Annotated in this window: 17 protein-coding genes; 12 read left to right on the top strand and 5 right to left on the bottom strand. The window is 60.1% G+C overall.

Features of this window, described 5'->3' with window-relative positions:
- Positions 1-23 precede the first annotated feature (23 nt).
- Positions 24-1,310 carry a proline-rich domain-containing protein gene (locus tag ABI796_RS12710; RefSeq protein WP_246095712.1) on the bottom strand — a complete coding sequence of 429 codons (1,287 nt, stop codon included), beginning with the start codon at positions 1,308-1,310 and terminating at the stop codon, positions 24-26.
- A 224-nt stretch (positions 1,311-1,534) separates the two neighbouring features.
- Here ABI796_RS12710 and mtrA point away from each other — a divergent pair, with 224 nt between their 5' ends.
- From mtrA to secA, 7 genes are all read left to right on the top strand, one after another.
- A complete protein-coding gene (gene mtrA, locus ABI796_RS12705; RefSeq protein ID WP_014922244.1) occupies positions 1,535-2,209 on the top strand; it encodes an MtrAB system response regulator MtrA in 675 nt (224 codons plus the stop codon).
- Positions 2,181-4,187, top strand: a complete 2,007-nt coding sequence (gene mtrB, locus ABI796_RS12700; RefSeq protein ID WP_141282385.1) for an MtrAB system histidine kinase MtrB — start codon at positions 2,181-2,183, stop codon at positions 4,185-4,187. Before mtrA ends, mtrB begins: the two co-directional genes overlap by 29 nt.
- On the top strand, positions 4,184-5,902 hold the full coding sequence (locus tag ABI796_RS12695) for an LpqB family beta-propeller domain-containing protein (protein WP_141282387.1): 1,719 nt from the start codon (positions 4,184-4,186) through the stop codon (positions 5,900-5,902). The genes mtrB and ABI796_RS12695 overlap by 4 nt, the downstream gene beginning before the upstream one ends.
- Before the next feature lie 243 nt (positions 5,903-6,145).
- Positions 6,146-7,003 carry a ComF family protein gene (locus ABI796_RS12690; RefSeq protein ID WP_336623248.1) on the top strand — a complete coding sequence of 286 codons (858 nt, stop codon included), beginning with the start codon at positions 6,146-6,148 and terminating at the stop codon, positions 7,001-7,003.
- Between the two features lie 143 nt (positions 7,004-7,146).
- Positions 7,147-7,875, top strand: coding sequence for a ribosome hibernation-promoting factor, HPF/YfiA family (hpf, locus tag ABI796_RS12685; protein ID WP_141282390.1), 729 nt, complete (start codon positions 7,147-7,149; stop codon positions 7,873-7,875).
- Between the two features lie 29 nt (positions 7,876-7,904).
- Positions 7,905-9,194 (top strand): winged helix-turn-helix domain-containing protein, encoded by a 1,290-nt coding sequence (locus ABI796_RS12680; protein ID WP_141282392.1) that lies wholly within the window; start codon positions 7,905-7,907, stop codon positions 9,192-9,194.
- Between the two features lie 42 nt (positions 9,195-9,236).
- Positions 9,237-11,978 (top strand): preprotein translocase subunit SecA, encoded by a 2,742-nt coding sequence (gene secA / locus ABI796_RS12675; RefSeq protein ID WP_141282394.1) that lies wholly within the window; start codon positions 9,237-9,239, stop codon positions 11,976-11,978.
- Positions 11,979-12,074: 96 nt separating this feature from the next.
- Here the strand turns inward: secA and ABI796_RS12670 are convergent, their stop codons facing one another.
- Together ABI796_RS12670 and ABI796_RS12665 are read right to left on the bottom strand one after the other, a co-directional pair.
- On the bottom strand, positions 12,075-12,497 hold the full coding sequence (locus ABI796_RS12670) for an Rv3235 family protein (RefSeq protein WP_246095713.1): 423 nt from the start codon (positions 12,495-12,497) through the stop codon (positions 12,075-12,077).
- Between the two features lie 172 nt (positions 12,498-12,669).
- Complete coding sequence (locus ABI796_RS12665; protein ID WP_141282399.1) at positions 12,670-13,449, bottom strand: LysM peptidoglycan-binding domain-containing protein; 780 nt, start codon at positions 13,447-13,449, stop codon at positions 12,670-12,672.
- A 151-nt stretch (positions 13,450-13,600) separates the two neighbouring features.
- On the opposite strand from ABI796_RS12665, the gene ABI796_RS12660 reads away from it, so the two are divergent.
- Positions 13,601-14,188, top strand: coding sequence for a hypothetical protein (locus ABI796_RS12660; RefSeq protein WP_141282401.1), 588 nt, complete (start codon positions 13,601-13,603; stop codon positions 14,186-14,188).
- On the opposite strand, the gene ABI796_RS12655 is transcribed toward ABI796_RS12660, so the two are convergent.
- The gene (locus tag ABI796_RS12655; RefSeq protein ID WP_141282403.1) at positions 14,185-14,403 is read right to left on the bottom strand and encodes a helix-turn-helix domain-containing protein; all 219 of its coding nucleotides are present in this window, start codon (positions 14,401-14,403) and stop codon (positions 14,185-14,187) included. The two genes, ABI796_RS12660 and ABI796_RS12655, sit on opposite strands and share 4 nt — an antisense overlap.
- 155 nt (positions 14,404-14,558) lie before the next feature.
- On the opposite strand from ABI796_RS12655, the gene ABI796_RS12650 reads away from it, so the two are divergent.
- The 4 genes from ABI796_RS12650 to ABI796_RS12635 are packed head-to-tail and all read left to right on the top strand — an operon-like array spanning position 14,559 to position 22,928.
- Complete coding sequence (locus ABI796_RS12650; protein ID WP_141282405.1) at positions 14,559-15,203, top strand: SAF domain-containing protein; 645 nt, start codon at positions 14,559-14,561, stop codon at positions 15,201-15,203.
- Positions 15,200-16,513 (top strand): chromosome partitioning protein, encoded by a 1,314-nt coding sequence (locus ABI796_RS12645; protein WP_141282407.1) that lies wholly within the window; start codon positions 15,200-15,202, stop codon positions 16,511-16,513. The genes ABI796_RS12650 and ABI796_RS12645 overlap by 4 nt, the downstream gene beginning before the upstream one ends.
- Before the next feature lie 57 nt (positions 16,514-16,570).
- Positions 16,571-21,427 carry an NAD-glutamate dehydrogenase gene (locus tag ABI796_RS12640; protein ID WP_141282409.1) on the top strand — a complete coding sequence of 1,619 codons (4,857 nt, stop codon included), beginning with the start codon at positions 16,571-16,573 and terminating at the stop codon, positions 21,425-21,427.
- Positions 21,428-21,458: 31 nt separating this feature from the next.
- Complete coding sequence (locus tag ABI796_RS12635; protein WP_141282411.1) at positions 21,459-22,928, top strand: sensor histidine kinase; 1,470 nt, start codon at positions 21,459-21,461, stop codon at positions 22,926-22,928.
- 97 nt (positions 22,929-23,025) lie between these two features.
- Here ABI796_RS12635 and ABI796_RS12630 read toward each other — a convergent pair whose 3' ends face one another.
- On the bottom strand, positions 23,026-23,274 hold the full coding sequence (locus tag ABI796_RS12630; protein WP_003804966.1) for a WhiB family transcriptional regulator: 249 nt from the start codon (positions 23,272-23,274) through the stop codon (positions 23,026-23,028).
- Positions 23,275-23,315: the final 41 nt, after the last annotated feature.

Below are 23,315 nucleotides of genomic sequence, written 5' to 3'. Positions count from 1 at the left end.
GTAAGCATCAATCGCGGCCGCTCTCATGCGTGAGGGTGCTGCCCGGGGGGAGTTGACGGAAAGGGTCCACCACCGGACGGCCAGGCAGGGTTTCCGGGTGCAGCGGTTGGCCCGCCGGGGATCCCTTCAGGATCGGAACCCGTTTCCATCAATCGCATCAATTCAACGTCCAAGCCGTCCCGACGCATGCGAAGGTCCATATAGATCAAGCTGGAAACAGAGGCTTGGAAGGCGAATGTCACTGACCCCACCAACGCACCTATTGCCGTGGAAATCACGGTAGTCAGAACCAAGGTGGAGGTCATCGATTCAGGGTCCGGGTGGGGAGCTACGACCCCACCGATTGCTGCGGATACCAAAGACACGGGGATCTGCACAATTTGGGCGATGATTCCCACCATAATGGTTACCACCAACGTGATGCCGAAGATGCGCCACCAGTTGTTCCTCGTCAACTGCCAGGACCTGAGCAGTCCGTCGTAAACGCCTGTCCGCTCCACCACAATGGCAGCCGGGGCCACCATCAGCTTCAGGGCAATCCACACGAAGGCGACGATTGATCCCAGCCCCAGGGGCAGGACAATCAGCAATGCGGCGGGCCCCATGGCGGTGAACAGGAGAATCGCGATCCCGATCACCGCGGCAGCGGCGAGCAAGCCGCCAAAGGTCAGCAGCGCGGCGACCCCAAGCAACGGCAGTATTCGGGGTGCTGCAAGCTTCCACATTTGTTTGAAGCCCGTACGCCGGTTGAGGACGGAACGGGAGACCGGCACAACCAGGACACCTTGCAGGACCGATCCCAGGAAGCCGATCAGCACCGAAATTCCCAAGGTGCCGGCCATGAAGGCAAAGAAGGGTCCCATAGCATCGGCCAACTCTGCTTCTGAACTGACGGCCTCGAAAGACTCCGTCAGTTGGACCATGCCCACGGTCACAAGGCCGATCAGGACCGCTCCGATTGCTTGGACGATCAGCGCGGAACCGAACATGGACGCAGCATTCCGGCGGATCGTTTGGAACGCGCCGTCCAGGATCTCTCCGAACTGCAGTGGACGCAGGGGAATGACACCCGGCTTGGGGGGAGCTACATAGAAAGGTTGTCCGTACGGTGGCCCCGGAGGCCATCCAGCGTGAGGTCCGGGACGATGCTGGCCGCCGGCCTGCGGCGCAGCCCAACCTTGAGGGGCGCCCCATTGCGGTTGGTTGCCCCATTGCGGTTGGCCGCCCCATTGTGGTTGGCCACCGTGCGGTTGGTTGCCCCATTGCGGTTGGCCGCCCGGCTGATTGTGTCCGGGCTCTGGCTGTGACACGATTCCCTCCCCATAAGATCCGGCCCGTCGACTCCCGACGTCCCCCACACGGACCTTCGCCCCCAGCCTATAGTCCCGCCGTCGTCCCTCATAGCCTGCCGTCCGCGAGGCCCCGCCGCGGAGAGCCAAATAAAGAGTGCAGTACGGTGGAAGTGCTCCTGAGGCGCCATGCCGTGCGCCGTGCCCAACGGGACAAAGACTTGGCGATAAGGGAATATATAACTATGAAGGCACGCATTCTGGTAGTTGACGACGACGAAGCACTCGCAGAGATGATTGGCATCGTCCTGCGCAATGATGGCTTCGAGCCGGTGTTCTGCGCAGACGGCGGCCAGGCGTTGGAGGTCTTCCGCTCCTCCAAACCGGACCTCGTGCTCCTGGACCTGATGCTCCCGGGCTCTGACGGGATCGAGGTATGCCGCCAAATCCGCGGGGAATCGGATGTTCCCATCGTCATGCTCACCGCAAAGTCGGACACCTCGGATGTGGTTCGTGGGCTCGAATCAGGCGCCGACGACTACGTGCCCAAGCCCTTCAAGCCTGCTGAGCTGGTAGCGCGGGTTCGTGCGCGCCTGCGTCCAGGTGACCAGAAAGCCCCTGAAACGCTGCGTATTGCTGATGTCACCATCGACGTCGCAGGTCACTTGGTGACCCGTGGCGGGGAGCGGATTTCACTGACGCCCCTTGAATTCGATCTTCTGGTTGCCTTGGCACGGAAGCCGTGGCAGGTGTTCACACGCGAACTATTGCTTGAACAGGTGTGGGGATACCGTCACGCCGCTGACACTCGGCTGGTGAACGTCCACGTCCAGAGGCTGCGCTCCAAGATTGAACGTGATCCCGAAGCGCCCGAGGTCGTTTTGACGGTGCGTGGTGTCGGATATAAAGCAGGTTCCTGAGTCCCCGGTCGGCAAGACCGGCACGGAGGACGGAAACCCGGGGCCCCACAACCCCGGTCCGGCCGGTGTCCAGCAGGAGACCCCGGCACAGTCGGTGACCCCGGAAGCGCCGTCTGAGCAGCAGGAAACGCCGTCTGAGCATCAGGAAGCGGTGCCGGCGCAGACCGCGAAGAACACCCGGAGTCTTTCCTGGCTTCTGTCCCGAACGCGGATCTGGAAACGCCGGGCTTTGATCCTGGTCCTTCGCGTTTCACGGCTGGTGTCCCTTGGCATACGGCAGATCAGGCCGGGACTGCGCTTCCTTTGGCGTTCATTGCTGCGGCGCTGGCGCCGGTCACTGGAATTCCGCACGGTCCTGACCACTCTGCTGCTGGCAGTGACGTCCTTTGCGATAGTGGGCGCCTACCTGTCCAACCAAATTGCCAACAATCTTTTTCAGGAGCGGCTGGCCCAGGCCGAGTCCGAGTCACGCTTCAACGTCAAGCAAGTCCAGGACACGTTCGACGGCGCGCAGGTCACCGATCAGTCAAGCGTCATCACGTTGGTCTATGACACCTTGACTGCCGTTGAGGGGCGAGGCTCGGTCATTCAGCGCAGATACGTCTTCGAAGCGGCTCCGGAACAAACCAAACCCCGTAACCGCTGGGTTGAATCGCGCGCTTCGGACCAGCTGACCGTGAGGGTCATTCCCCCCGACTTGCGCAAGGCGGTTCAAAGCGGCGGTAAGCAGCAGTTCTGGGCCTCCACCCAATTTCCAGTGGGCAACGAGGACAGGCCCGGTATTGCTGTGGGAAACATGGTCACCTTCAACGGGACGGCCTATGAGCTGTACCTGATATATGACCTCAACACGGCCCAACAAACACTGGATGAGATACAGAACGTCCTGTGGGCCGGCGGTGCCGCCTTGGTCCTCATGATTGGTGCCATTGCCTGGTACGTGACCCGGAACGTGGTCAGCCCGGTCAGCCATGCCGCCGTGGTGTCGGAAAAGCTTGCTGCCGGACAGTTGCAGGAACGCATGGTGGTCAAGGGGGAAGACGAAGTCGCCAGATTGGGCGCTTCATTCAACCACATGGCCGCCAGCCTCCAGGAACAAATCACGCAGTTGGCCACTCTCTCCCAGATGCAACAACGCTTTGTCTCCGATGTCTCCCATGAACTGCGCACCCCCCTCACCACGGTCCGCATGGCAGCCGAAGTCCTGTTCGATGCCAGGGACGATTTCGACCCCATGAACAAGAGGTCGGCAGAGCTGCTTTACCACCAGGTTGAGCGCTTTCAGTCCTTGCTCTCGGATTTGCTGGAGATTTCACGTTTCGACGCCGGAGCCGCCGTCCTTGACGCAGAACCGCAGGACATCTTCCAGGTCATCTCACACGTCATGGAAGGCGCAGCGCCGGTGGCTGTGGAGTACGGTTCCGAGGTCCGGCTGAATTCCCGCCAGAAGAGCATCATTGTGGAGATGGATTCCCGCAGGATCGACCGCATTCTCCGTAACTTGCTGCTCAACGCCCTGGAACACGGCGAGGGCAAGCCCATCCACATCTCCGTTGCGGCCAATCACGATGCTGTGGCCGTCTCAGTGAGAGACCACGGCATTGGGATGACCCCAGCTGAGGCTGCAAGAGTCTTCGACCGCTTCTGGCGGGCAGATCCTGCACGGGCCCGCACTACAGGCGGAAGCGGACTGGGCCTTTCCATCGCTGCTGAGGACACTAAACTGCACAATGGTTGGCTCCAAGCCTGGGGAAGGAAAGGGGCAGGGTCCAACTTCCGGCTGACGCTTCCGCTGCGGCAAGGCGGCACCATTGTGAAGTCTCCGCTTCAGCTCGAACCGGCGGACATTGAATTCCCGGGAGCGGCCAGCGAACGGCAGATGCTTGTCCTGGACCCCGAATCCGGGAGCACGATGCCGTCCCAAGCCGTGGGCGGGAAGCCCCAGCAACCGGACGCAGGGGCAGGGGAGGGCTCATGAAAGCGCTGAGTCCAAAGCGAAGCAGGATACTGGCAGCGCTGCTTGCCGTGGTGATGGTCCTGCTGGCTTCCTGCGCACAGATTCCCCGTTCCGGTCCTGTGGGCAAGAGTAAGGACGAAGGCGCCGGCAACCCCAACGCCCCGGTCTTTTTCCCTGCTGCTCCACGGCCCGGTTCCAGCCCGGAAAGTGTCATTGAAGATTTCTACATGGCTGGCAGCGGGTACGAGGACGATTACCCCGTGGCGCGGCAGTTCCTCACGCAAGCGCAGTCCGTCACGTGGAAACCGGACAAACGGGCCCTCGTGTTTCGCGAGGCACAAGTGGTCAAAGCAGCAGGGGAGAACGAATACGTCTTCGAACTCGACCTCGCATATTCGGTGGATGCCGACGGCGTTGCCACCCAATTTCCTCCCGGTACCAAGGAAACCATTCCCCTAACGCTTGAGCAGGTTGAAGGGGAATGGCGAATCTCCAAGGTCCCTGATGGCACGGCCATTCTGGAGGAGACGTTCAAGGTGATCTATGGGGCCAATCCCATCTATTTCTACGATCCCACGTTCACCTACGCAGTGCCGGACTACCGGTGGTTCATCAAAAAGAACACCGTTAAGTCCATGACCAGCGCCTTGCTTGCCGGTCCGGCCCCCTACCTGAGAGGGGCAGTGGTCAGTGCCTTCCCGTCGGGAATGAAACTCGCACGGGAATCGGTGCCGGTTGTCTCCGGCGCAGCACAGGTGGACCTCTCTGCCAAGGAGCTGTTTGACGCTTCCGCTGAGGATCGGCAAAGGATGCAGAACCAGCTGGCCTTAACTTTCCGCAGTCAGCCCGATGTCATCAACGTTCAGCTTCGTGCCGATCAGGATCTGGTCCGCGTGGAAGACAACGGGACTGTCCTGCCTCCGGTGCTGGACAAGAGTGTTCCCGCTCGCCAGATTGCAGTGAACAACGGCGATCTTGTGCGGTACGAGAACAACAGGGTTACTCAGCTGCCGGACATCCAGTCAGTTGCCGGACTCGGACCTCACTCGCCCGCGGAGTCACCGGTCTCGCAGACAGCTGCTTTCCTTAACGGGGACAAAACCACTCTGTACTCGATCGAACCGGGCCAGCCCGCCCGACAGCTAACCACCCGAAGCACACTTACCGGTCCTTCATTCAGCCCGAACGACTGGGTGTGGACAGCGGGCCCCGGCGCCACCGGAGCTGCCGAAGTGGTGGCTTACAAGCCCACGGGCATAGCTCCTGGTGCCGCCATTCCCAACGTCACCATGACGCCGGCGTGGCTCACAGGGCGAACGGTCAAGGACTTCAGGGTTTCCCGCGAAGGAACCCGGGCGCTGGTCATCTCTGAGGCGAACGGTAAAACCGCAGTGCAGATTACCGGCATAGTACGGAACACGGACGGAGTTCCCAAGGACCTCACCCTCCCCATCACGCTTCTGGGCAGCAGCGCAGCTGATCAAGGCGCCTGGGTGAACGGGTCCACTGTGGCCGTAATGTCAGGCTCGGCCACTGCAACGGTGGTTCCGGAGCTCTTGTCGCTGGCCTCCGGGGAACCGCAGCAGTTGGCTCCCTGGGATGGACTAACCAGCCTCAGCGTCGGCAACGGCGCCGAGCAAATATACGGACAGTCCGCTGATGGGATCTTCCAAAGGGTCGGCAATGGCTGGGAGCTTCAACTCAAAGGACCAACCGAGCCGGCTTTTCCGGGCTGACGCCCGGGCCAGGTTTTCTCCTTACCCACATAAGCGTTTATCCACATAAGCAGCAACGGGGGTCCTCAGCGAGGAGAATACGGCCAGACTGCCAGAGTGACTTTAACTTTCCTTGCCTGGTTGGGTGGCTCGCGGTTGCGCCGTCTCGATCCCGACCTCAATCGTCCCGAACCCGTCCGTGCCCGTCGCCGCGGACCTGCCCAAAGAAGAACGGACAGGGCAGTTGCAGTACTGCAGGGTGCCATGGTGGACCTGCTGGCAGTGCTCGTTCCTGTGGACTGTGTCTGTTGTGAAACTGAAGATGCGGTGCTCTGCGGCTCTTGCGCAAGAAGAGTCCGTCAGCTGTGCAGGGAGCCGTTCCGGGCCGAGCTGGAATCGCCGGCCTTGGTTGATCTCAATGGAACCACCAAAGTGGGTGTGGTTGCTGCTGGGCCGTATCGGGATGAGCTGGCTCGCTGCCTACTGTCCTTTAAGAACCAAGGCCAATGGCGACTTGCAGCAGTTCTGGCTCCCTGCCTGAGCGCAGCCGTGGATGCGGCCATCGGTGGCCGACCCGGCTACTGTCTGATCCCTGTTCCCAGTAGTGGCAAGGCTTATCGGAGGCGAGGATTCAGTCCTGTGCATCTGCTGCTTTTCTTCATTCGCATGCGCAGGATGCTGCCCCTTTGTCCGGTTATGGACGTACTTGGGAAGTCGAGGGAGCCGGCAACATTCGTTGGTGCCCGGGAAGCTGCCCTGCAGCTTGCTGCGAAGCTCGTTGACGATGCCACCGGTCATGCCCCGGTGGATCATGGAGGAGGCGGCCAGAAAGGCCTTGGCAGGGGTGAACGCGCCCGCCGGGTAAGGGGATCCATGCGGGTCAGGCCAGGAAGAGCCCATGAGTTGGCAGGCCGAAAGTGCATTCTTGTGGACGACGTCCTGACCACCGGCGCTACGCTCGCGGAGGCAGCGCGGGCGGTCACTGCGGCTGGCGGAGTGGTCTGCGGCGCCGTTGTGCTCGCGGCCACGAGGCCACCAGCCTACGCTTCTGGAGCTTCTTCGGGCGACACCGGTTCAGTCATTAAGACTCAATCAAAAAATAAGTGGCTAAAGGATGAATAACCGGTGGCGATGAACTAACGTCGGTTGTGGGTACCAAGAAAAGATGTACCTGTCGATAGCGGCTCGGAAAGGGGCTCGACTGTCCGTCAGACAAGCCCCCAACAGCGCCGTTGTCGTGTCACCTGAGTTATTTGGAGGGCACCATGGAGTTCATGATCAGCGGACGAAATCTCACAGTTTCTGACCGCTTTCGCGAATATGCCGGCGAAAAAATCTCAAAGATTGAGTCGCTGGGGGATAAGGTCCAGCGGGTTGACGCAAAGGTTTCCAAGGAAACCAACCCCAGGCAGACGCCTGGTGAGCTCACTGTAGAAGTCACTGTCCTGGGCCGAGGCCCCGTTATCCGTGCCGAGGCCACAGCCGCTGACAAGTTTGCTGCCTTCGATCTCGCGTACAACAAGCTGCTTGAGAGGCTTCGCCGCGCGAAGGACCGCAAGAAGGTGCACCACGGCCGCCACACACCCAAGGCTGTACGGGAAGCCACGGCAACACTTGAACCCGCCAGTGCAAGTGAGCCGCTCTACGTGGAGGCAAGTAATCATCACGAGTCCGCACCCGCGGTAGACGAGCGGTCTCCTTATGACATTGAAAACGACATTCCGGCAGGCGACTCACCTGTCCTGATCCGCCGGAAGGTTTTTCCTGCTGCATCGCTGACCCTCGATGACGCAGTGGATAACATGGAGCTCGTCGGTCACAACTTCTACTTGTTCCTGGACAAGGAAACCAACGCGCCGTCGGTTGTGTATCGCCGCAGTGGTTGGACCTACGGCGTGATCACCCTCGACTCTACCTGCGAGCCCGGTGAGGAAGCTGTGGAAGAGAAGATTCACGCCTATCGCTCCAATGATCAGGCCGCCACGGCAAAGTAAGGCCTCACCCTAGGTATGAAGGGACTTCAATGACCGCTTCGCTGAGCCTTTCACAGGCACGGCGGATCGCATTGGCAGCACAAGGATTGGCAAAGGTCCGGCCCACCGGCCCCGTAACTTCACGGGCGGTGGGCCGGACCTTTGCCAGGCTCCAGCTTGTCCAGATCGATTCTGTTAACGTCGTGGCGCGAAGCCACTACCTTCCGTTCTTTTCCCGGTTGGGCAATTACGATCCCCTTATCCTGCAATCCATGGCGAGTCGCAAGCCACGCCAAATGATGGAGTATTGGGCGCACGAGGCCAGCTTTATCCGCCCGGACCACTTCCAGGACCTGCTCATCTGGCAGAAGCGGGCGTGGGTGGGAGCACATCGTCTTGAGCCCTCTGTGCGGCAGGACATGGAAGACCGGATCCTGATGACCCTCAGTGCTGGGCCACCCATGACAGCGGCCGAACTTACCGCAGAGCTGGGCCATGATGAAGACCAAGGCCGGGATAACTGGGGTTGGAACTGGAACATCGTCAAACGCGTCCTGGAGCACCTCTTTGAGGAGGGTCGGATTTCCGCTGCTTCGAGGACATCGCAATTTGAACGAAAATACACCCTCACCTCACGGGTAATCCCCTTGGCCAAACCGATCGACGACGACGCCGAAGCAGCCCTCGACCGCTTGATGGACGCAGCCGCCCAGGCCCACGGCATTGGCACAGTACGTTGCTTCTCTGACTACTTTCGGACTCCCATAAAAGCGGGTGCGGAGTCAGTGGAACGATTGGTCAGGGCAGGACGCCTGGAGCGGGTTGAGGTTCGAGGATGGGCGAGGGAGACGTTCCGGCATGTGGATGCCCCTTTGCCGCGAAAGGCAGCCGGCCGGGCGCTGCTCAGTCCCTTCGATTCCCTGGTCTTCGAGCGGCGGAGGCTGGAGGAGCTGTTTGGATTCCACTACAGGATCGAGATCTACACCCCAGCAGCCAAAAGGCGTTTCGGCTATTACGTCCTGCCGTTCCTGCTCCGGGAAGCAATCGTTGCCAGGGTGGATTTGAAAGCAGATCGGGCATCCCGTCAACTTCTGGTGCGCTCAGCTTTTGCTGAGCCGACCGCACCGGCGGATACCGCCGTCGAACTTGCCAAAGAACTCGGGTTGATGGCTACGTGGCTCGGCCTTGACGACGTAGTGGTGTGGCCTGTGGGGGACTTGGCCGGGGCGCTGGCCGAGGCTGTTGCAAGAGACGGCGTTGACCCGGGAGGAAGTCTTCATCAGGCCAGTCCGCTCAGAGGTGAACCCGGCAACGTGGCACTGGTCTCTCCCGTAGACTGAAACAGCCAGAATTCGGCAGCATGAGACTGGGAGCAATTTCACGTGGCATCACTAATCGAAAAACTTCTCCGCACGGGTGACAAAAAGACACTCAAGACACTGCGGAACTATGCCGATTCCATCAATGCCCTGGAAGACACTTTCAAGTCCTTCACGGACGCTGAAATCCGCGAGGAAACGGACCGGCTAAGGTCCCGCCACGAGGACGGCGAAACCCTGGAAGCACTCCTCCCGGAAGCCTTTGCCGCTGTCCGCGAAGCTTCCTCCAGGACCTTGGGCATGAGGCACTTCGATGTCCAGCTCATGGGTGGCGCTGCGCTTCACCTTGGCAACATCGCGGAGATGAAAACCGGTGAAGGCAAGACGCTTGTTGCCACTGCTCCGGCATACCTCAACGCGCTCTCGGGCAAGGGTGTCCATGTTGTCACTGTCAATGACTACCTTGCCGAGTACCAGTCCGAGCTCATGGGCAGGGTCTACAGATTCCTCGGGTTGACCAGTGGGTGCATCCTGTCCAATCAGGACCCCACCGTCCGGCGCGAGCAGTACGCGGCAGATATAACGTACGGAACCAACAACGAATTCGGCTTTGACTACCTGCGCGACAACATGGCCTGGGATGCCGGCGAGCTGGTCCAGCGCGGGCACAACTTTGCGATCGTGGATGAGGTCGACTCCATCCTGATTGACGAAGCACGTACACCATTGATTATTTCCGGTCCTGCGCAAGGTGACACCAACCGGTGGTACAGCGAATTCGCCAAAGTCGTGCTCCGTTTGCAGCCCGACGTCGACTACGAGGTGGACGAGAAGAAGCGAACCGTGGGCGTCCTGGAAGCAGGTATTGAGAAGGTAGAGGACTACCTCGGCATTCAAAACCTCTACGAATCCGCCAACACCCCGCTGATCGGCTTCCTCAACAACGCGATCAAAGCCAAGGAATTGTTCAAGCGGGACAAAGACTATGTCATCCTCGACGGCGAGGTCCTGATCGTTGATGAGCACACAGGGCGAATCCTGGCCGGCCGTCGCTATAACGAAGGCATGCACCAGGCCATTGAGGCCAAAGAAAATGTAGAAATCAAGGCTGAGAACCAGACTCTCGCCACGGTGACGCTGCAGAACTACTTCCGCATGTACTCCAAGCTGGCCGGCATGACCGGTACTGCCGAGACCGAAGCCGCAGAGTTTATGAGCACCTACAAACTCGGCGTTGTTCCCATCCCCACAAACCGCGACATGCAACGCATCGATCAGCCGGACCTTGTCTACAAGAACGAGGTTGTTAAGTTTGATGCTGTCGTTCAGGACATTGCTGAACGGCATGAGCATGGTCAGCCTGTACTCGTAGGTACCACAAGCGTTGAAAAGAGTGAGTACCTCTCGAAGCTCTTGTCCAAGGAAGGCATCCGACACGAAGTGTTGAATGCCAAGAACCACGCACGGGAAGCGTCAATCGTGGCGCAAGCCGGGCGAAAGGGCGCAGTTACCGTGGCAACCAACATGGCGGGCCGTGGTACTGACATCATGCTCGGCGGCAACGCGGAATTCACGGCCATTGCCGAGCTTGCCAAGCGGGGCCTGGATCCCGAGGAGAACTCAGAAGAGTACGAGGCAGCATGGCCTGCCGCTCTGGCTGCGGCCAAACAGGCCGTCAAAGACGAGCATGAAGAAGTTCTCAACCTCGGTGGCTTGTACGTTCTGGGAACTGAGCGTCACGAGTCCCGCCGGATCGACAACCAGCTCCGCGGACGTTCCGGACGCCAAGGCGACCCCGGCGAATCCCGGTTCTATCTCTCCCTGACGGATGACCTCATGAGGCTGTTCAACTCAGGTGCGGCCGAACGGCTCATGAACAGCTCCGTGCCCGATGATGTTGCGCTGGAGTCGAAGCTCGTCTCGCGTGCCATCGCATCGGCGCAAGGCCAGGTAGAGGGACGCAACGCCGAACAGCGCAAGAACGTCCTCAAATACGACGACGTCCTCAACCGCCAGCGCGAGGCCATCTACGGCGACCGTCGTCGGATCCTTGAAGGTGATGACCTGCACGAAAAGGTCCAGTTCTTCCTGGAAGACACCATCAACTCACTCATTGATGCCGCCACTGCCGAAGGCTCAGGCGACGACTGGGACTACAACCAGCTATGGGCTAACCTGAAGACGTTGTACCCGGCCACGGTTACAGCCGAGGAAATCATTGAAGAAGCCGGCGGCAAGTCCAGGGTCACGGCAGAATTCCTGAGGGAGGAGATCCTCTCAGATGCCAAGCTCGTATATCAGGCTCGGGAAGAGGCGATCGGCTCCGAAAGCATGCGCGAGCTCGAGCGCCGGGTTGTCCTCTCGGTCCTTGGACGCAAGTGGCAGGAACACCTCTACGAAATGGACTACCTCAAAGAGGGAATCGGGCTTCGTGCCATGGCCCAGCGTGATCCCCTGGTTGAATACCAGCGCGAAGGGTTTGTCATGTTCCAGAGCATGATGGAAGCCATTCGTGAGGAAAGTATTGGCTTCCTCTACAACCTGGAGGTTGAAGTAACTCCGGCTGAAGATGTGGTGGTTGCCGACGATTCCGCCTCCGGTGCACACACAGAGCATCACGATCCGCAAATCCGTGCGGCTGGCCTTCAGGCGCCCGAAAAGCCTGCACAGCTCCAGTACACGGCACCCGGAGAAGACGGAGCCACGCAGACGCGCATTGAGGGCCGCGCATCGGGACGCTCCGGCAATCCTGCCAAGGCGGCAGCCCAGGATCAGCGGAAACAGGCAAAGAAGAAGCGTCGCTAGGCGATCAAGGCAACATGAGCGCATAACAGGGTGAAGCCCGGACTGATAGTCCGGGCTTCACCCTTTTAGTCTTCGAAGACGTTGCCGAGGATGCAATTATCCGATTTCCAGCGCGGTCACCTGCCAGATTCCTTCCAGACGCTCCAGCCTCATGGCGACGGCACGGCAGCGCTGCTCCTCGGCCACTACGATGCTTGCTTCACAGATGGACTCGGAAATTGAACAGACCCGAACGGATCGGACCATGGGGCTGCGGTGTGGTTGCGCAGAACCCCTGCTCCTGGCGGCGTGCTTTCGGGTCAAGGCTGCCCGGTGTTGGAGGGACACGTAGCACTCCGAATCCAATGATCGGGAGAGCTGATGCACTGGACGGGTACCCGCCAGTACTTCCAGAACTGCCTGCGCAATGCTTCTGGCAACAAGCCGGACGTCAATGTCCAAACCGCTCTGGCCGGCTGCAGGAGTCGCGCGCTGCGGGCTCCGACGGTTAGCTGGTCGGCTGGTGGTTGCAACGGTCATGGTCATACCTCTGGCATTCACTACATGAGCTGCAGCGTGGGGACGCTTGGCTCGATGGCTTCTGCTGGGATGACACTGGACTTGGCTTTGAGAAATGGACAACGCCCCTGAGCGGACGGTCCTTATGGAAGAAGGGCACTTTAGCCCTGTATGAAAGGTTGATGCAGGACTGTTAGCTTGGCGCGGGAGGCTGGAGGACCTGCCCTGGCCGCAATGCAGTGGGGTCGCTTCCGATGACTGCCCGGTTGGCCGAGTACCACTTGGGCCACGTCAGCGCGACGTCTACGTCAGTTGCAAAGGGCCCAAGTCTGGAAGCCGCGATCGACCACAGCGAGTCGCCGTCCTGAACCACGACGGCCGTTTCTGCCACAGCGGTTGCCGAACGTAACGACTGCCTGCTGAGCAGACCGGGATCAATCACGGGAGGCTGAGGATACCAACGCGGATCTTTGGGCAGCGGCACAGCTGCCATGGTGTCTTCTTGCGATGGCGGGAGGGAACCTGCGTGACTCGAGGGTGCGGGCGTCCACGCCACCTGCAGGGGTGGCTTAGCAAGGGAGGAAGCACTCTGCCAGCCAGGTTCCGGTGGCGCCGCGGCGTCTGCCTGGGCAACCCCGGCACCCATGATGTTCAGGCTCATGACAGCCACTGCAAGCCGCAGCATAAACGCCGGGCTGAACCTTGAGAGGAAGTCGGCGCCTCTCCTGTGTCCCACTCGATGCAAGAGCGAGGCCAGGAACGCCAGAAGGAAGCTCAGCGCCCACCAACACACAACTGAAAGCCCTACCGCACTGGCGACGAAGCCGAGGAGATGCTCGAAGGTGAAGTGCTGCCTGCGCTGCTCAGCATCCTGCCATTGCGTAAGGAGCGCGCTCCCAATAAACGCCAAGGACAACCCCAGGGCAAGAACACATGCGGCCAGCGCGGTGTCTCTACGCAATGCTTTTACCACTTGAAGCTCCCCATGCTTTATTTGATGCAGTTTGATGCACTTTGATCTAGTTGACCCATTCTGGACACACTCGCTTCGCCTTGTCCAATTCCAATCCTGATGTACCTCGTGAATTTCGTCGTTCGTCCTCCATGCAGCCTAGTCTGACCACATGAGATGGGACTCTCTCTTCAGGGACTTGGAAGGACAACTGGCTAATACGCGCGCCTTGGAGGTCGAATCCGAAATTACGGAGCGGGCCAGGGTGGAGTCGGCCGGGATCGAAGTTGCTGACCGGCTGCGCGGAGCCCGTGGCGCGGAGATCAGGATCGTCCTGATCGGCGGGCAAACCATACGGGGACGGCTGAACCATGTGGGGAGCCAGTGGCTGATCCTGGCGGAAGGGGCGCGGCAATGGTTGCTGCCATATTCTTCAGTACTGTCATACCAGGGGCTGGGCAGGGTGGCTCTGAAACCTGAATCGCAGATTCAGCAGTCATTGGGAATCGCTTCCGCGCTGAGGGCGCTGGCTCAGGATCGCACCGAAGTGGTTGTACACCTGAAGGCATCCGCTGGTGAAGGATTCGGGCTGCAAGGGGTCATGGACAAGGTAGGGCGGGACTTCTTCGACCTTGCTGTGGTCCTGCACGGCGAAGTGCGCAGGGCCGGGAACGTAACTGCGGTAATGACCATCCCTTTCAGTTCACTGGCGGCGCTTTGCTCGGCGGGTAACCAGGACCTCAAGGGTGGCGGGAACTAGGTCCTGCTCTTTGCTTTGGCTTCTTCGATCATGCGATCGGCTTCTGCGTAGCGGTCCTGGATATATTGCTCCAGCATCTTTTCCTCGATGCGCCAGTGTCCCCGGCCGCCGACCTGTATGGCTTTAAGCTCTCCGCTTCGAACCAGGGCGTAGGCCTGAGGTGAGTTGATTTGTAGTTGTTCTGCGACGTCCGCAAGAGTCAGAAATCGGGGCATGGCTTCATTTTGCCACCGTTGCTTCTGTTTGGTGTAGTTATCCACAGTTTCAGCCGCTTTGGGGTCATTGGCTTTGGTTCCATCAAAGAGCGCCGGTATGAATAAAGAGGCGGGTCACTCAACCTTGCCGTAACTCATACCGGGGGAGCAGAAGAATGGGTCAAAGCGTTGGCGTCACCGCCGCGAGGCTAAAGAAGCCCTCATGGAAAGATCCCAGGCTACTTATCGGCCTGCTGCTGGTTCTGGGGTCCGTCGCCGGCGTCATTGCGTTGGTGGGTTCTGCCGACAGGACGACGCAGGTGTACGCGGCCCGGGAAGACATCGCTGTGGGTCAGACGGTGACGGAGGAAGATCTTGCTGTTGTGAAGGTCCGCTTGGACGACGTCGAGGCTGAATACGTCACTGTCGAAAATGGCCTTGCTGAGGGCCGGGTTGCGCTGCAGCGGGTGGCAAAGAACCAATTGATACCTCGGGAAAGTATGGGCGCCGCCGATGCATTGGACCGCAAACCGGTGGCTATAGCCATGGAGGAGGAACTTCCTCCGCAAGCCGTCCCGGGTGCTCGGGTTGATGTCTGGATTTCCATGCCAGGTTCCAGCAGCGCCTTTGAGGAGCCGGAACTGCTCCTGCCGGGCGCGGAAATTTCGGGGATGACTGCTGGAAGTACCGCCTTGGGCTCGGCTAAAACCACCGTGGTGATGGTGCTGGTGACGGACGAGCAGATGCCAAAACTGTTGGGGGCCCAGGCGAACAAAGCAAAGGTCTCTGTAGTGTGGAATCCGTCGGGAGTGGTCCGATGAGCATTCCGGTTGTCACCGTGGGCCTGGCGCAAGAGGCTGTGGTGGGCGGGCTGGAGCGCCTGCATGGACCAGTGACCGTGGTTCGCCGTTGTTCGGAGCTGGCTGAACTTATTGCTGCGTGCCAAAGTGGCCTCGCCGTGGCCGCAGTCGTGGCGGAGGGGTGCGAGGAACTCACCACCACCTTGGTGGATCGCCTCGGGGCTGTGGGCGTCTCAATCATTGCCCTCACGGATGACCCTGCCGAGGCCAAGAGGCTGAACTCAATAGGCGCCGTACCGGCTTTAACTGGCATAGAGGCCAATGAGCTCGCCGCCAAGATCTCGGAGGCGGTTGGTCGGGAGAGCCGGGCGGACATGCCTGCCCCAGCGTGGGACGCAGGTTTTGCGGATCCGGGAGCAGGCCTGCTGTTGATGCCCTCGAGTCACCCTGAGGCTGAAGAGCCCCCGGAAGGTGAGGGGGAGGTGATCACCGTGTGGGGCCCTATAGGGGCTCCGGGAAGAACGCTCCTGGCCGTCAACATCGCTGCGGAGTTGGCCGCTGACGGCAAATCGGTCATTCTTGTGGACGCCGACAGTTACGGTGCAAGTGTGTCGGCGGTCCTTGGCCTCCTGGATGAGTCGGCGGGACTCGCCCAGGCGTGCCGGCTGGCGGACCAGGGCCTGCTCGATGGGGAGGCTCTCAAGGCGGTGGCCATTCCTGTTTTTACCAAAGGAGGGACTTTCAGAGTACTTACAGGCACCACCAGAGCGGATCGTTGGACCGAGCTCAGAGCCGGGTCCGTTTCGACCGTCCTGGAGGTGGCCCGTCGATTGGCCGAACACGTTGTGGTTGATGCAGGTTTCTGCCTGGAGTCAGATGAAGAACTGAGCTTCGACACCGTCGCTCCTCGTCGGAATGCTGCTACTTTGCGCAGCTTGGAAGTCGCTGACGTTGTTTTTGCCGTAGGTGCTGCGGATGCCATTGGGGTGCCCCGTTTGGTGCGTGGACTTGCGGAACTTGAAGCCGCGGTACCAAAGGTGGCACCGCGCGTGGTGCTGAACAAGGTGAAGCATTCTGCAGTGGGCCATTCACCCAAGCAGCAACTCGAGGACGCATGGGACCGGTACGGCCCCGGCATAGGTGTGGATGCCTATCTTCCAGCTGACACCGTGGCGTGTGATGCCGCTTTGCGTTCAGGTTCGGTCCTGTTGGAGGTAGCTCCGGACTCGCCCCTGAGAACGGCCATAGCGGAACTGGTCTGTGCACCTGTCCAGCAAAAACGTAATTCCTTTGGCCGAAGTATCAGAGCTTTGTACCACCTAAAGCGCTAGGGTCAACATGTGGGCTGCAGAGTCGCAGCAATCAACTTGTGATGGAGGCGTTTGTCGATGTCGTCAGGATCCAGCGTGGAGGATCGGTCCGATGCAGCAGTTGTCCGTGAAGGGTTCTTCGGTGACTACTATGAACACCTCGCAGAGGAGGATGCTCGGGCGTATTCGCCTGAAGTCCTGATTGCGCGGGCAACAGCGCACAGAAACGTTGCCCAGTCCCGTCAACCTGGTAACGCCGTGGTCCACATTGCCGGCGAACCGGAGCGAAGCGTCGTCTACATTGTCACGGACGATATGCCGTTCCTGGTCGACTCTGTCAACGCAGAACTTGTCCGTCAGAACTGCGCCATCCGCTTGGTGATGCATCCGCTGTTCGTGGTCTCGAGGGATCGGGAATCGGGGGAGCTCACCAATATTTCAAGGGTCCCCTCCAACGTCGGCATTTCAAGTGGCGACACCGCGGCGCTCCCCAGCGTGGCCCATCTCCTGGGTGATACCGATAACGCATCCCACATGGAATCCTGGATTGCGGTGGAAATTGACCGGGTAGGTGATGATGCCCGGGAAGAGTTGATTGCAGGACTTCAACGTGTCCTTGGCGATGTCCGGGCCGCCGTGGAGGACTGGCCCAAGATGCGAAGCAAGGCGCTCGAGCTGGCCGAGGCGCTGGGGGGAGTTACCCACCCGGAGCAAGTGGCCGAACTCAGGCAGGCGCAGGATCTCCTCCGCTGGCTGGATAACGGCAACTTCACCTTCCTTGGTTACCGCGAATATGACCTCGTCAATGAGAACGGTGAAGACGTTCTTCAGCTCCGGGAAGACAGCGGACTGGGGCTTCTGCGCGCAGGCGACACCACGCGACAGGTTCAGCACCTCACGGATGCCGGCCGGAAGCGTGCACGGGAAAAGCGCGCACTGGTCATTACCAAGGCGAATTCCCGCTCTACTGTGCACCGGCCCGCCTATTTGGACTACATCGGAGTTAAGAGCTTCGACGCGCTGGGCAACGTCAACGGAGAACGCCGCTTCATCGGCCTGTTCGCCACCAGTGCTTACACCGGATCAGTACGCAGCATCCCGATCGTTCGGGACAAAGTGGACGCCGTGCTCCGCAATGCCGGTTTCCCCATTGACTCGCACTCGGGCAAGGATCTTTTGGGAATCCTGGACACATACCCCCGAGACGAACTCTTCCAAATAGAGATTGCCGATCTTGCCGCCACTGCTACCGGGATCCAGCGCCTTCAAGAGCGCCGGCGGACCAAGTTGTTCCTGCGCCCTGACATCTACGGCCGCTTCATGTCCGCAGTGGTCTACCTGCCGCGCGACCGATACACCACCAGTGTTCGGCTCCGGATTGAGCAGGAACTCCGCGAGACATTCCATGCCGAAAGCATTGACTACGAGGCCAGGATCACTGAATCTGCGTTGGCTCGTGTTTTCTTCCGGATCCGCCTGCCCCGCACAGCTGAACTCGCCGAAGTGGACGTCAAGGAGCTGGAACAACGGCTGATGCGTGCGTCCCGGTCTTGGAGCGAAGGTATTTCCGAGGTCCTCCGTGAGCATCGCTCCTCGGCCGATGCTGATGTTCTGTCTGCGCTGTGGGCTGAAGCATTCCCGGCCGGCTACCGCGTGGATTACGAGGTGGAAGATGCCCTTGAAGACATTGAACGCTTCGAGAAATATGGAGCGGAGGCAGAGCGCGTTGGACTCGTCACCAAACAAACCAGGCCTGGCGTCCACGTTTATCTCCCCGAAGGTGCCGGTGAGGCCCTGGAAGAGGATGCCCGGGTCAAGCTGTACTTGATGGAGCCCAAGAGCCTCAGCCAGATCCTGCCCTACTTCCACAATCTCGGCCTTGAGGTTCTGGATGAGCGGCCCTTCGAGATTGAAACCTCAGATCATCGCGACTTCTTCCTCTACGATCTTGGTCTCAAGTACCCGGCGGGCGTGGACCCTTTGGCCACCGGCGATCTCCTCAGCGATTCCTTCGGCGCAGCCATCACCGGATTGGTCGAGTCGGACAACTTTGACCGTCTGGTGCTCCGCGAAGGCATTCATTGGCGTCAAGTGGTGGTACTGCGTGCCTACGCCAAGTACATGCGGCAAATGGGCAACACCAACTCGTTCGGGTTTATCGCAGACACTCTCCTGGCCAACCCGGATGTAGCGCGGGGGCTCAACGAGCTCTTCTCCGCGCGATTTGACCCCAACGTTGCCGAAGAGCAACGGCCCGAGCGTCAGGCTGCAGCGCGCGCTGCCCTCGCGGAGTCGATTGAACAGGTGGCCACGTTGGACGCTGATCGCGTCCTGCGCACCTTCGTGAACCTTATTGAGTCGACCCTCCGCACGAATTACTACCAGAACAAGGAATACCTCAGCTTCAAACTGGACCCCACGTCCATTGACGGTCTTCCTTTCCCACGCCCCATGTACGAAATCTGGGTTTACTCACCCAGAGTTGAAGGTGTGCACCTTCGCTTCGGGAAGGTAGCCCGTGGCGGCCTGCGCTGGTCCGACCGCCGGGAGGACTTCCGGACCGAGATCCTCGGCCTTGTAAAGGCGCAGACCGTCAAGAACGCCGTGATTGTCCCCACCGGCGCCAAGGGAGGTTTCTTTGCCAAGAAGCTTCCCAACCCGGCCGTGGACAGGGCAGCCTGGATGGCTGAAGGAGTCGAAAGCTACAAGACATTCATCCGGGGCCTGCTGGACATCACGGACAACCTCGTAACCTCAGCGGACGGCGAAACGCTTGTGCCGCCGTCGGACGTTGTCCGTCACGACGGTGACGACTCATACCTCGTGGTGGCAGCGGACAAGGGCACCGCTACTTTCTCCGACACCGCCAACGGGCTTGCTGCCGAATATGGCTTCTGGCTCGGTGACGCCTTTGCTTCGGGCGGTTCGGTGGGCTACGACCACAAGGCCATGGGCATCACTGCGCGCGGAGCATGGGAATCAGTCAAGAGGCACTTCAGCGAACTTGACCTGGACACCCAGACTGAAGAGTTCACGGTAGTTGGCGTTGGCGACATGTCCGGGGACGTCTTTGGTAACGGCATGCTGCTTTCCCGCCATATCCGGCTGTTGGCTGCGTTCGATCACCGCCATATTTTCCTGGATCCCACACCTGATGCTGCAACTTCGTTTGAGGAACGGCAGAGGCTCTTTGAACTGCCGCGGTCCTCCTGGGACGACTATGACCGGACGCTCATCAGCGAAGGCGGCGGCGTTTACCCCCGTCAGGCCAAGACCATCCCGGTTTCGGAGCAGGTACGCAAGGCGCTGGGACTTCCTGACGGGACCACCCAGCTCAGCCCGCCGGAACTTCTTCGTGCGATCTTGTTGGCGCCGGCAGACCTTCTCTACAACGGTGGCATCGGCACCTACGTCAAGGCCAGCACCGAAACCCATGCGGCCGTGGGAGATAAGGCCAACGACGCCATTCGCGTGGACGGCCGTGATCTGAGGGTCAAGGTTGTGGGTGAAGGCGGTAACCTGGGACTGACGCAAAGAGGCCGGATCGAAGCCGCCCTGCAAGGTGTCATCCTGAACACGGACGCCATTGATAACTCCGCGGGCGTGGACTGCTCCGACCATGAGGTCAACATCAAGATCTTCGTTGACCGCATGGTAGCGGCCGGCAAGCTTGACTCTGCTGAAAGGGCCGGCTTCCTGGCGGACATGACCGATGAAGTGGGACGGCTTGTCCTGCAGGACAACATTGATCAGAACATCCTCCTTCTCAACGACCGCACAAGGGTGGCTGACTGGAGCCCAAGCTACGAGCGGCTCATGGACTGGCTGGAGAAGTCCGCGGACCTCAAACGCGATCTCGAAGCACTTCCCACCACAGAGACACTCCGCGCCAGGCTTGAACAGGGGCAGGGGCTGACCTCGCCTGAGCTGGCAGTCCTGGCCGCCTACGCAAAGATCGAGCTCGCTTCGGCGTTGCGCGAAAGCAATCTCGCGGATGATCCGTGGTTTGCTGACACCATCCGCGACTATTTCCCGAAGCAGCTGCGGGAGAAGTTCGATGCCGAATTGGATACTCACCCGCTGCGGCGCGAAATCATTGCCACAGTAGTAGCTAACGACATCATCAACCTCGGCGGCATCACCTTCGCCTTCCGGGCTATCGAAGAAACCTCAGCCAACGAGGTAGCCGTAGCCAAGGCATTTGTTGCGCTGCGTGAAATCTACGACCTCGATCCTATGGTGGCTGAGCTCAATGCGCTTCCTGCCTCATTCCCCACGGAGCACTGGAGCGAAGTCCATCTGGATATTCGGCGCTTGCTTGACCGGGCAGTGCGTTGGGTGCTGGGGCAGGGGATGGCGTCACAGCCTATTGCCGACGTCGTGGCCTCCTTCAAGCCCATGCTCGCTCCTCTGCGGGCCAAGCTGCTGGAATACCTCCGGGGTGAGGATAAGGTCCGCATCTCCGGTTGGCTGGAGAAAGCCCGCGGTTGGGAGCTGCCGGATCAACTGGCAACCAGGTGGGCCGAGTTGTTCGAGAGCTACGCGCTGTTGGACATCGCCCGGATTGCCCAGACCGGAAATGAAGGTGTAGAAGAAGTCGCGCACGTTTATTACACCGTGTTCAATCGCTTCCATGTGGATTCGCTCCTGGAACGCATCAGTTCCTTGCCCCGCGACGACCGTTGGCAGGCTTTGGCCCGGGCAGCCCTCCGCGATGACTTGTACTCCACTGTGGCGGATATGACGACGTCGGTACTTGAGTCGACAGCGCCGGGCGCCGTAGCAGAAGATCGCCTCAAGGCGTGGGAAGGGCAAAATGCCGAACAGCTGGGACGCGCCAAGACCATGTTTGACGAGGTCAACGCGCTTGAAGCCGACGACATGGCTTCCCTGTCGGTAGCATTAAGGCTCTTGAGGTCAATCGTTCGACGCTAGGGTCAGTCCCGGCGTTGCAAATGGAGGTGCAGTGGCAATCTTTACAGACCCCATCAGGGAACACGCTGATTTCGGGCCTGGAGATGCCGAATGGCTGCACCTCCTCGTCGGTGACTGGCAAATGGTGGCTGACTTGGCATTCGCGGACCTTGCTCTATGGTTCCCGCACCCGGAGTTCGGCTACATTGCCCTCGCCCACGTTCGTCCGTCAACATCCCATACGGTGTTCCACGCGGACTTCGTGGGCGAGGGCATTCGCTCGGACCTGCGCCCGCTGGTAGATAAGGCCTGGAACAGCCGATCAATAGAGCGCTCCAGTGAAACGAGCTGGAGCAGCGAGATGGCACTGAGGGTGGAGGCTGTGCCGATGGTGCGCAACGGCAGGACACTCGCGGTTGTGACCTCTCATATGGACTTGTCCAGTTCGCGTATGCCGTCGAGGTTGGAATTGACGTACCGTCAATGCGCCTATGACCTCCTGCGGATGGGAACGTTGGGCCTTTGGCCCGATTTTGCCTCACCGACAGGCTCCCGTAGAGGCGCGCCGCGAGTCGGCGACGGGCTGATCAGACTCGACGCCGACGGCATTGTGCAGTACGCCAGCCCTAATGGTGTCTCCGCCTTCCGCCGACTCGGTGAAGTGGAATCCCTTGAGGGCCGTTCCCTTGCGGAGGTAACGGCCGGCCTGCTCAAGGACCGGCGGATGGTGGATGAGACCTTGCCCTTGGTGGTGACCGGACGCATGCCGTGGCGAAGTGAGATTGAGTCCAGGGGCGTCAGCCTTTCACTTCGTGCCATTCCTTTGCGCGATGAACAGCACCGTTTTGGAGCCCTGGTACTTTGCCGCGACGTCTCCGAGTTGCGCCGCAGGGAAATGGAGCTGGTTACCAAGGACGCCACGATCCGGGAAATCCACCATCGGGTGAAAAACAACCTTCAGACCGTGGCGGCTCTCTTGCGTATGCAATCGCGGCGAATGGTAAGCGACGAAGCCAAACAGGGACTGGAGCAAGCGATGCGACGCGTCGCAACTATCGCTCTTGTCCATGAAACTCTCTCGCAAGGGTTAACGCAGAGCGTGGACTTCGACGAACTGATTGGACGCCAGTTCCGGCTGTCCGCGGAAGTCGCCTCTCCGTCGCAGCAAGTGCGAACGGAGCGGGCAGGCATGTTCGGTGAGTTGCCCAGCGATTTTGCCACCCCGTTGGCCCTGGTCATCAACGAACTGGTCACCAATGCCGTGGAGCACGGACTTGAGGGACGCACAGGAACGGTGTGGTTGCTGGCCGACAGGGCGGATGGCGAGGGCGACGACGAATTCCTGACCGTTACCATAGCGGACGATGGCGTAGGCCTGCCGGACGGTCAGTACACCGAGGGGCTGGGGTTGCAGATTGTTCGTACGCTGGTGACAAGTGAGCTTGGAGGTTCCATTCGGTGGATGCCACGCGAGGGAGGCGGAACCGCCGTCGAGATTATCCTCAATCTCGCCAGAGCGTAGCCCTCACCCTTTTTTTGGAGGGTTGCTGATTCCGGCGAGCAGAAGCCAACGAAAAAGGCCGCGGACCATATGGTCCGCGGCCTTTTCGATCCTTGGGTCAGGAAGCGCGACGTGCGCGTGCAGCGCGGCGCTTGAGAGCGCGTCGTTCGTCTTCACTCATTCCGCCCCAGACGCCGGCGTCCTGTCCGGACTCCAAGGCCCACTGAAGGCAGGTGTCCACGACGGGGCAGCGGCGGCAGACGCTTTTGGCTTCCTCGATTTGCAGAAGTGCTGGTCCCGTGTTGCCTACTGGGAAGAAGAGCTCCGGGTCCTTGTCGAGGCAGGCTGCGCGATTACGCCAATCCATGCTGATCAGTCACTCCATTCGTGAGAACTAGAAGGGCCTTT

This window comes from Paenarthrobacter aurescens, assembly GCF_041549525.1.
Classification (GTDB): Bacteria; Actinomycetota; Actinomycetes; order Actinomycetales; family Micrococcaceae; genus Arthrobacter; species Arthrobacter aurescens.
The sequence above is the reverse complement of the archived record's forward strand: the minus strand, read 5'-3'. Positions and strand labels throughout refer to the sequence as shown.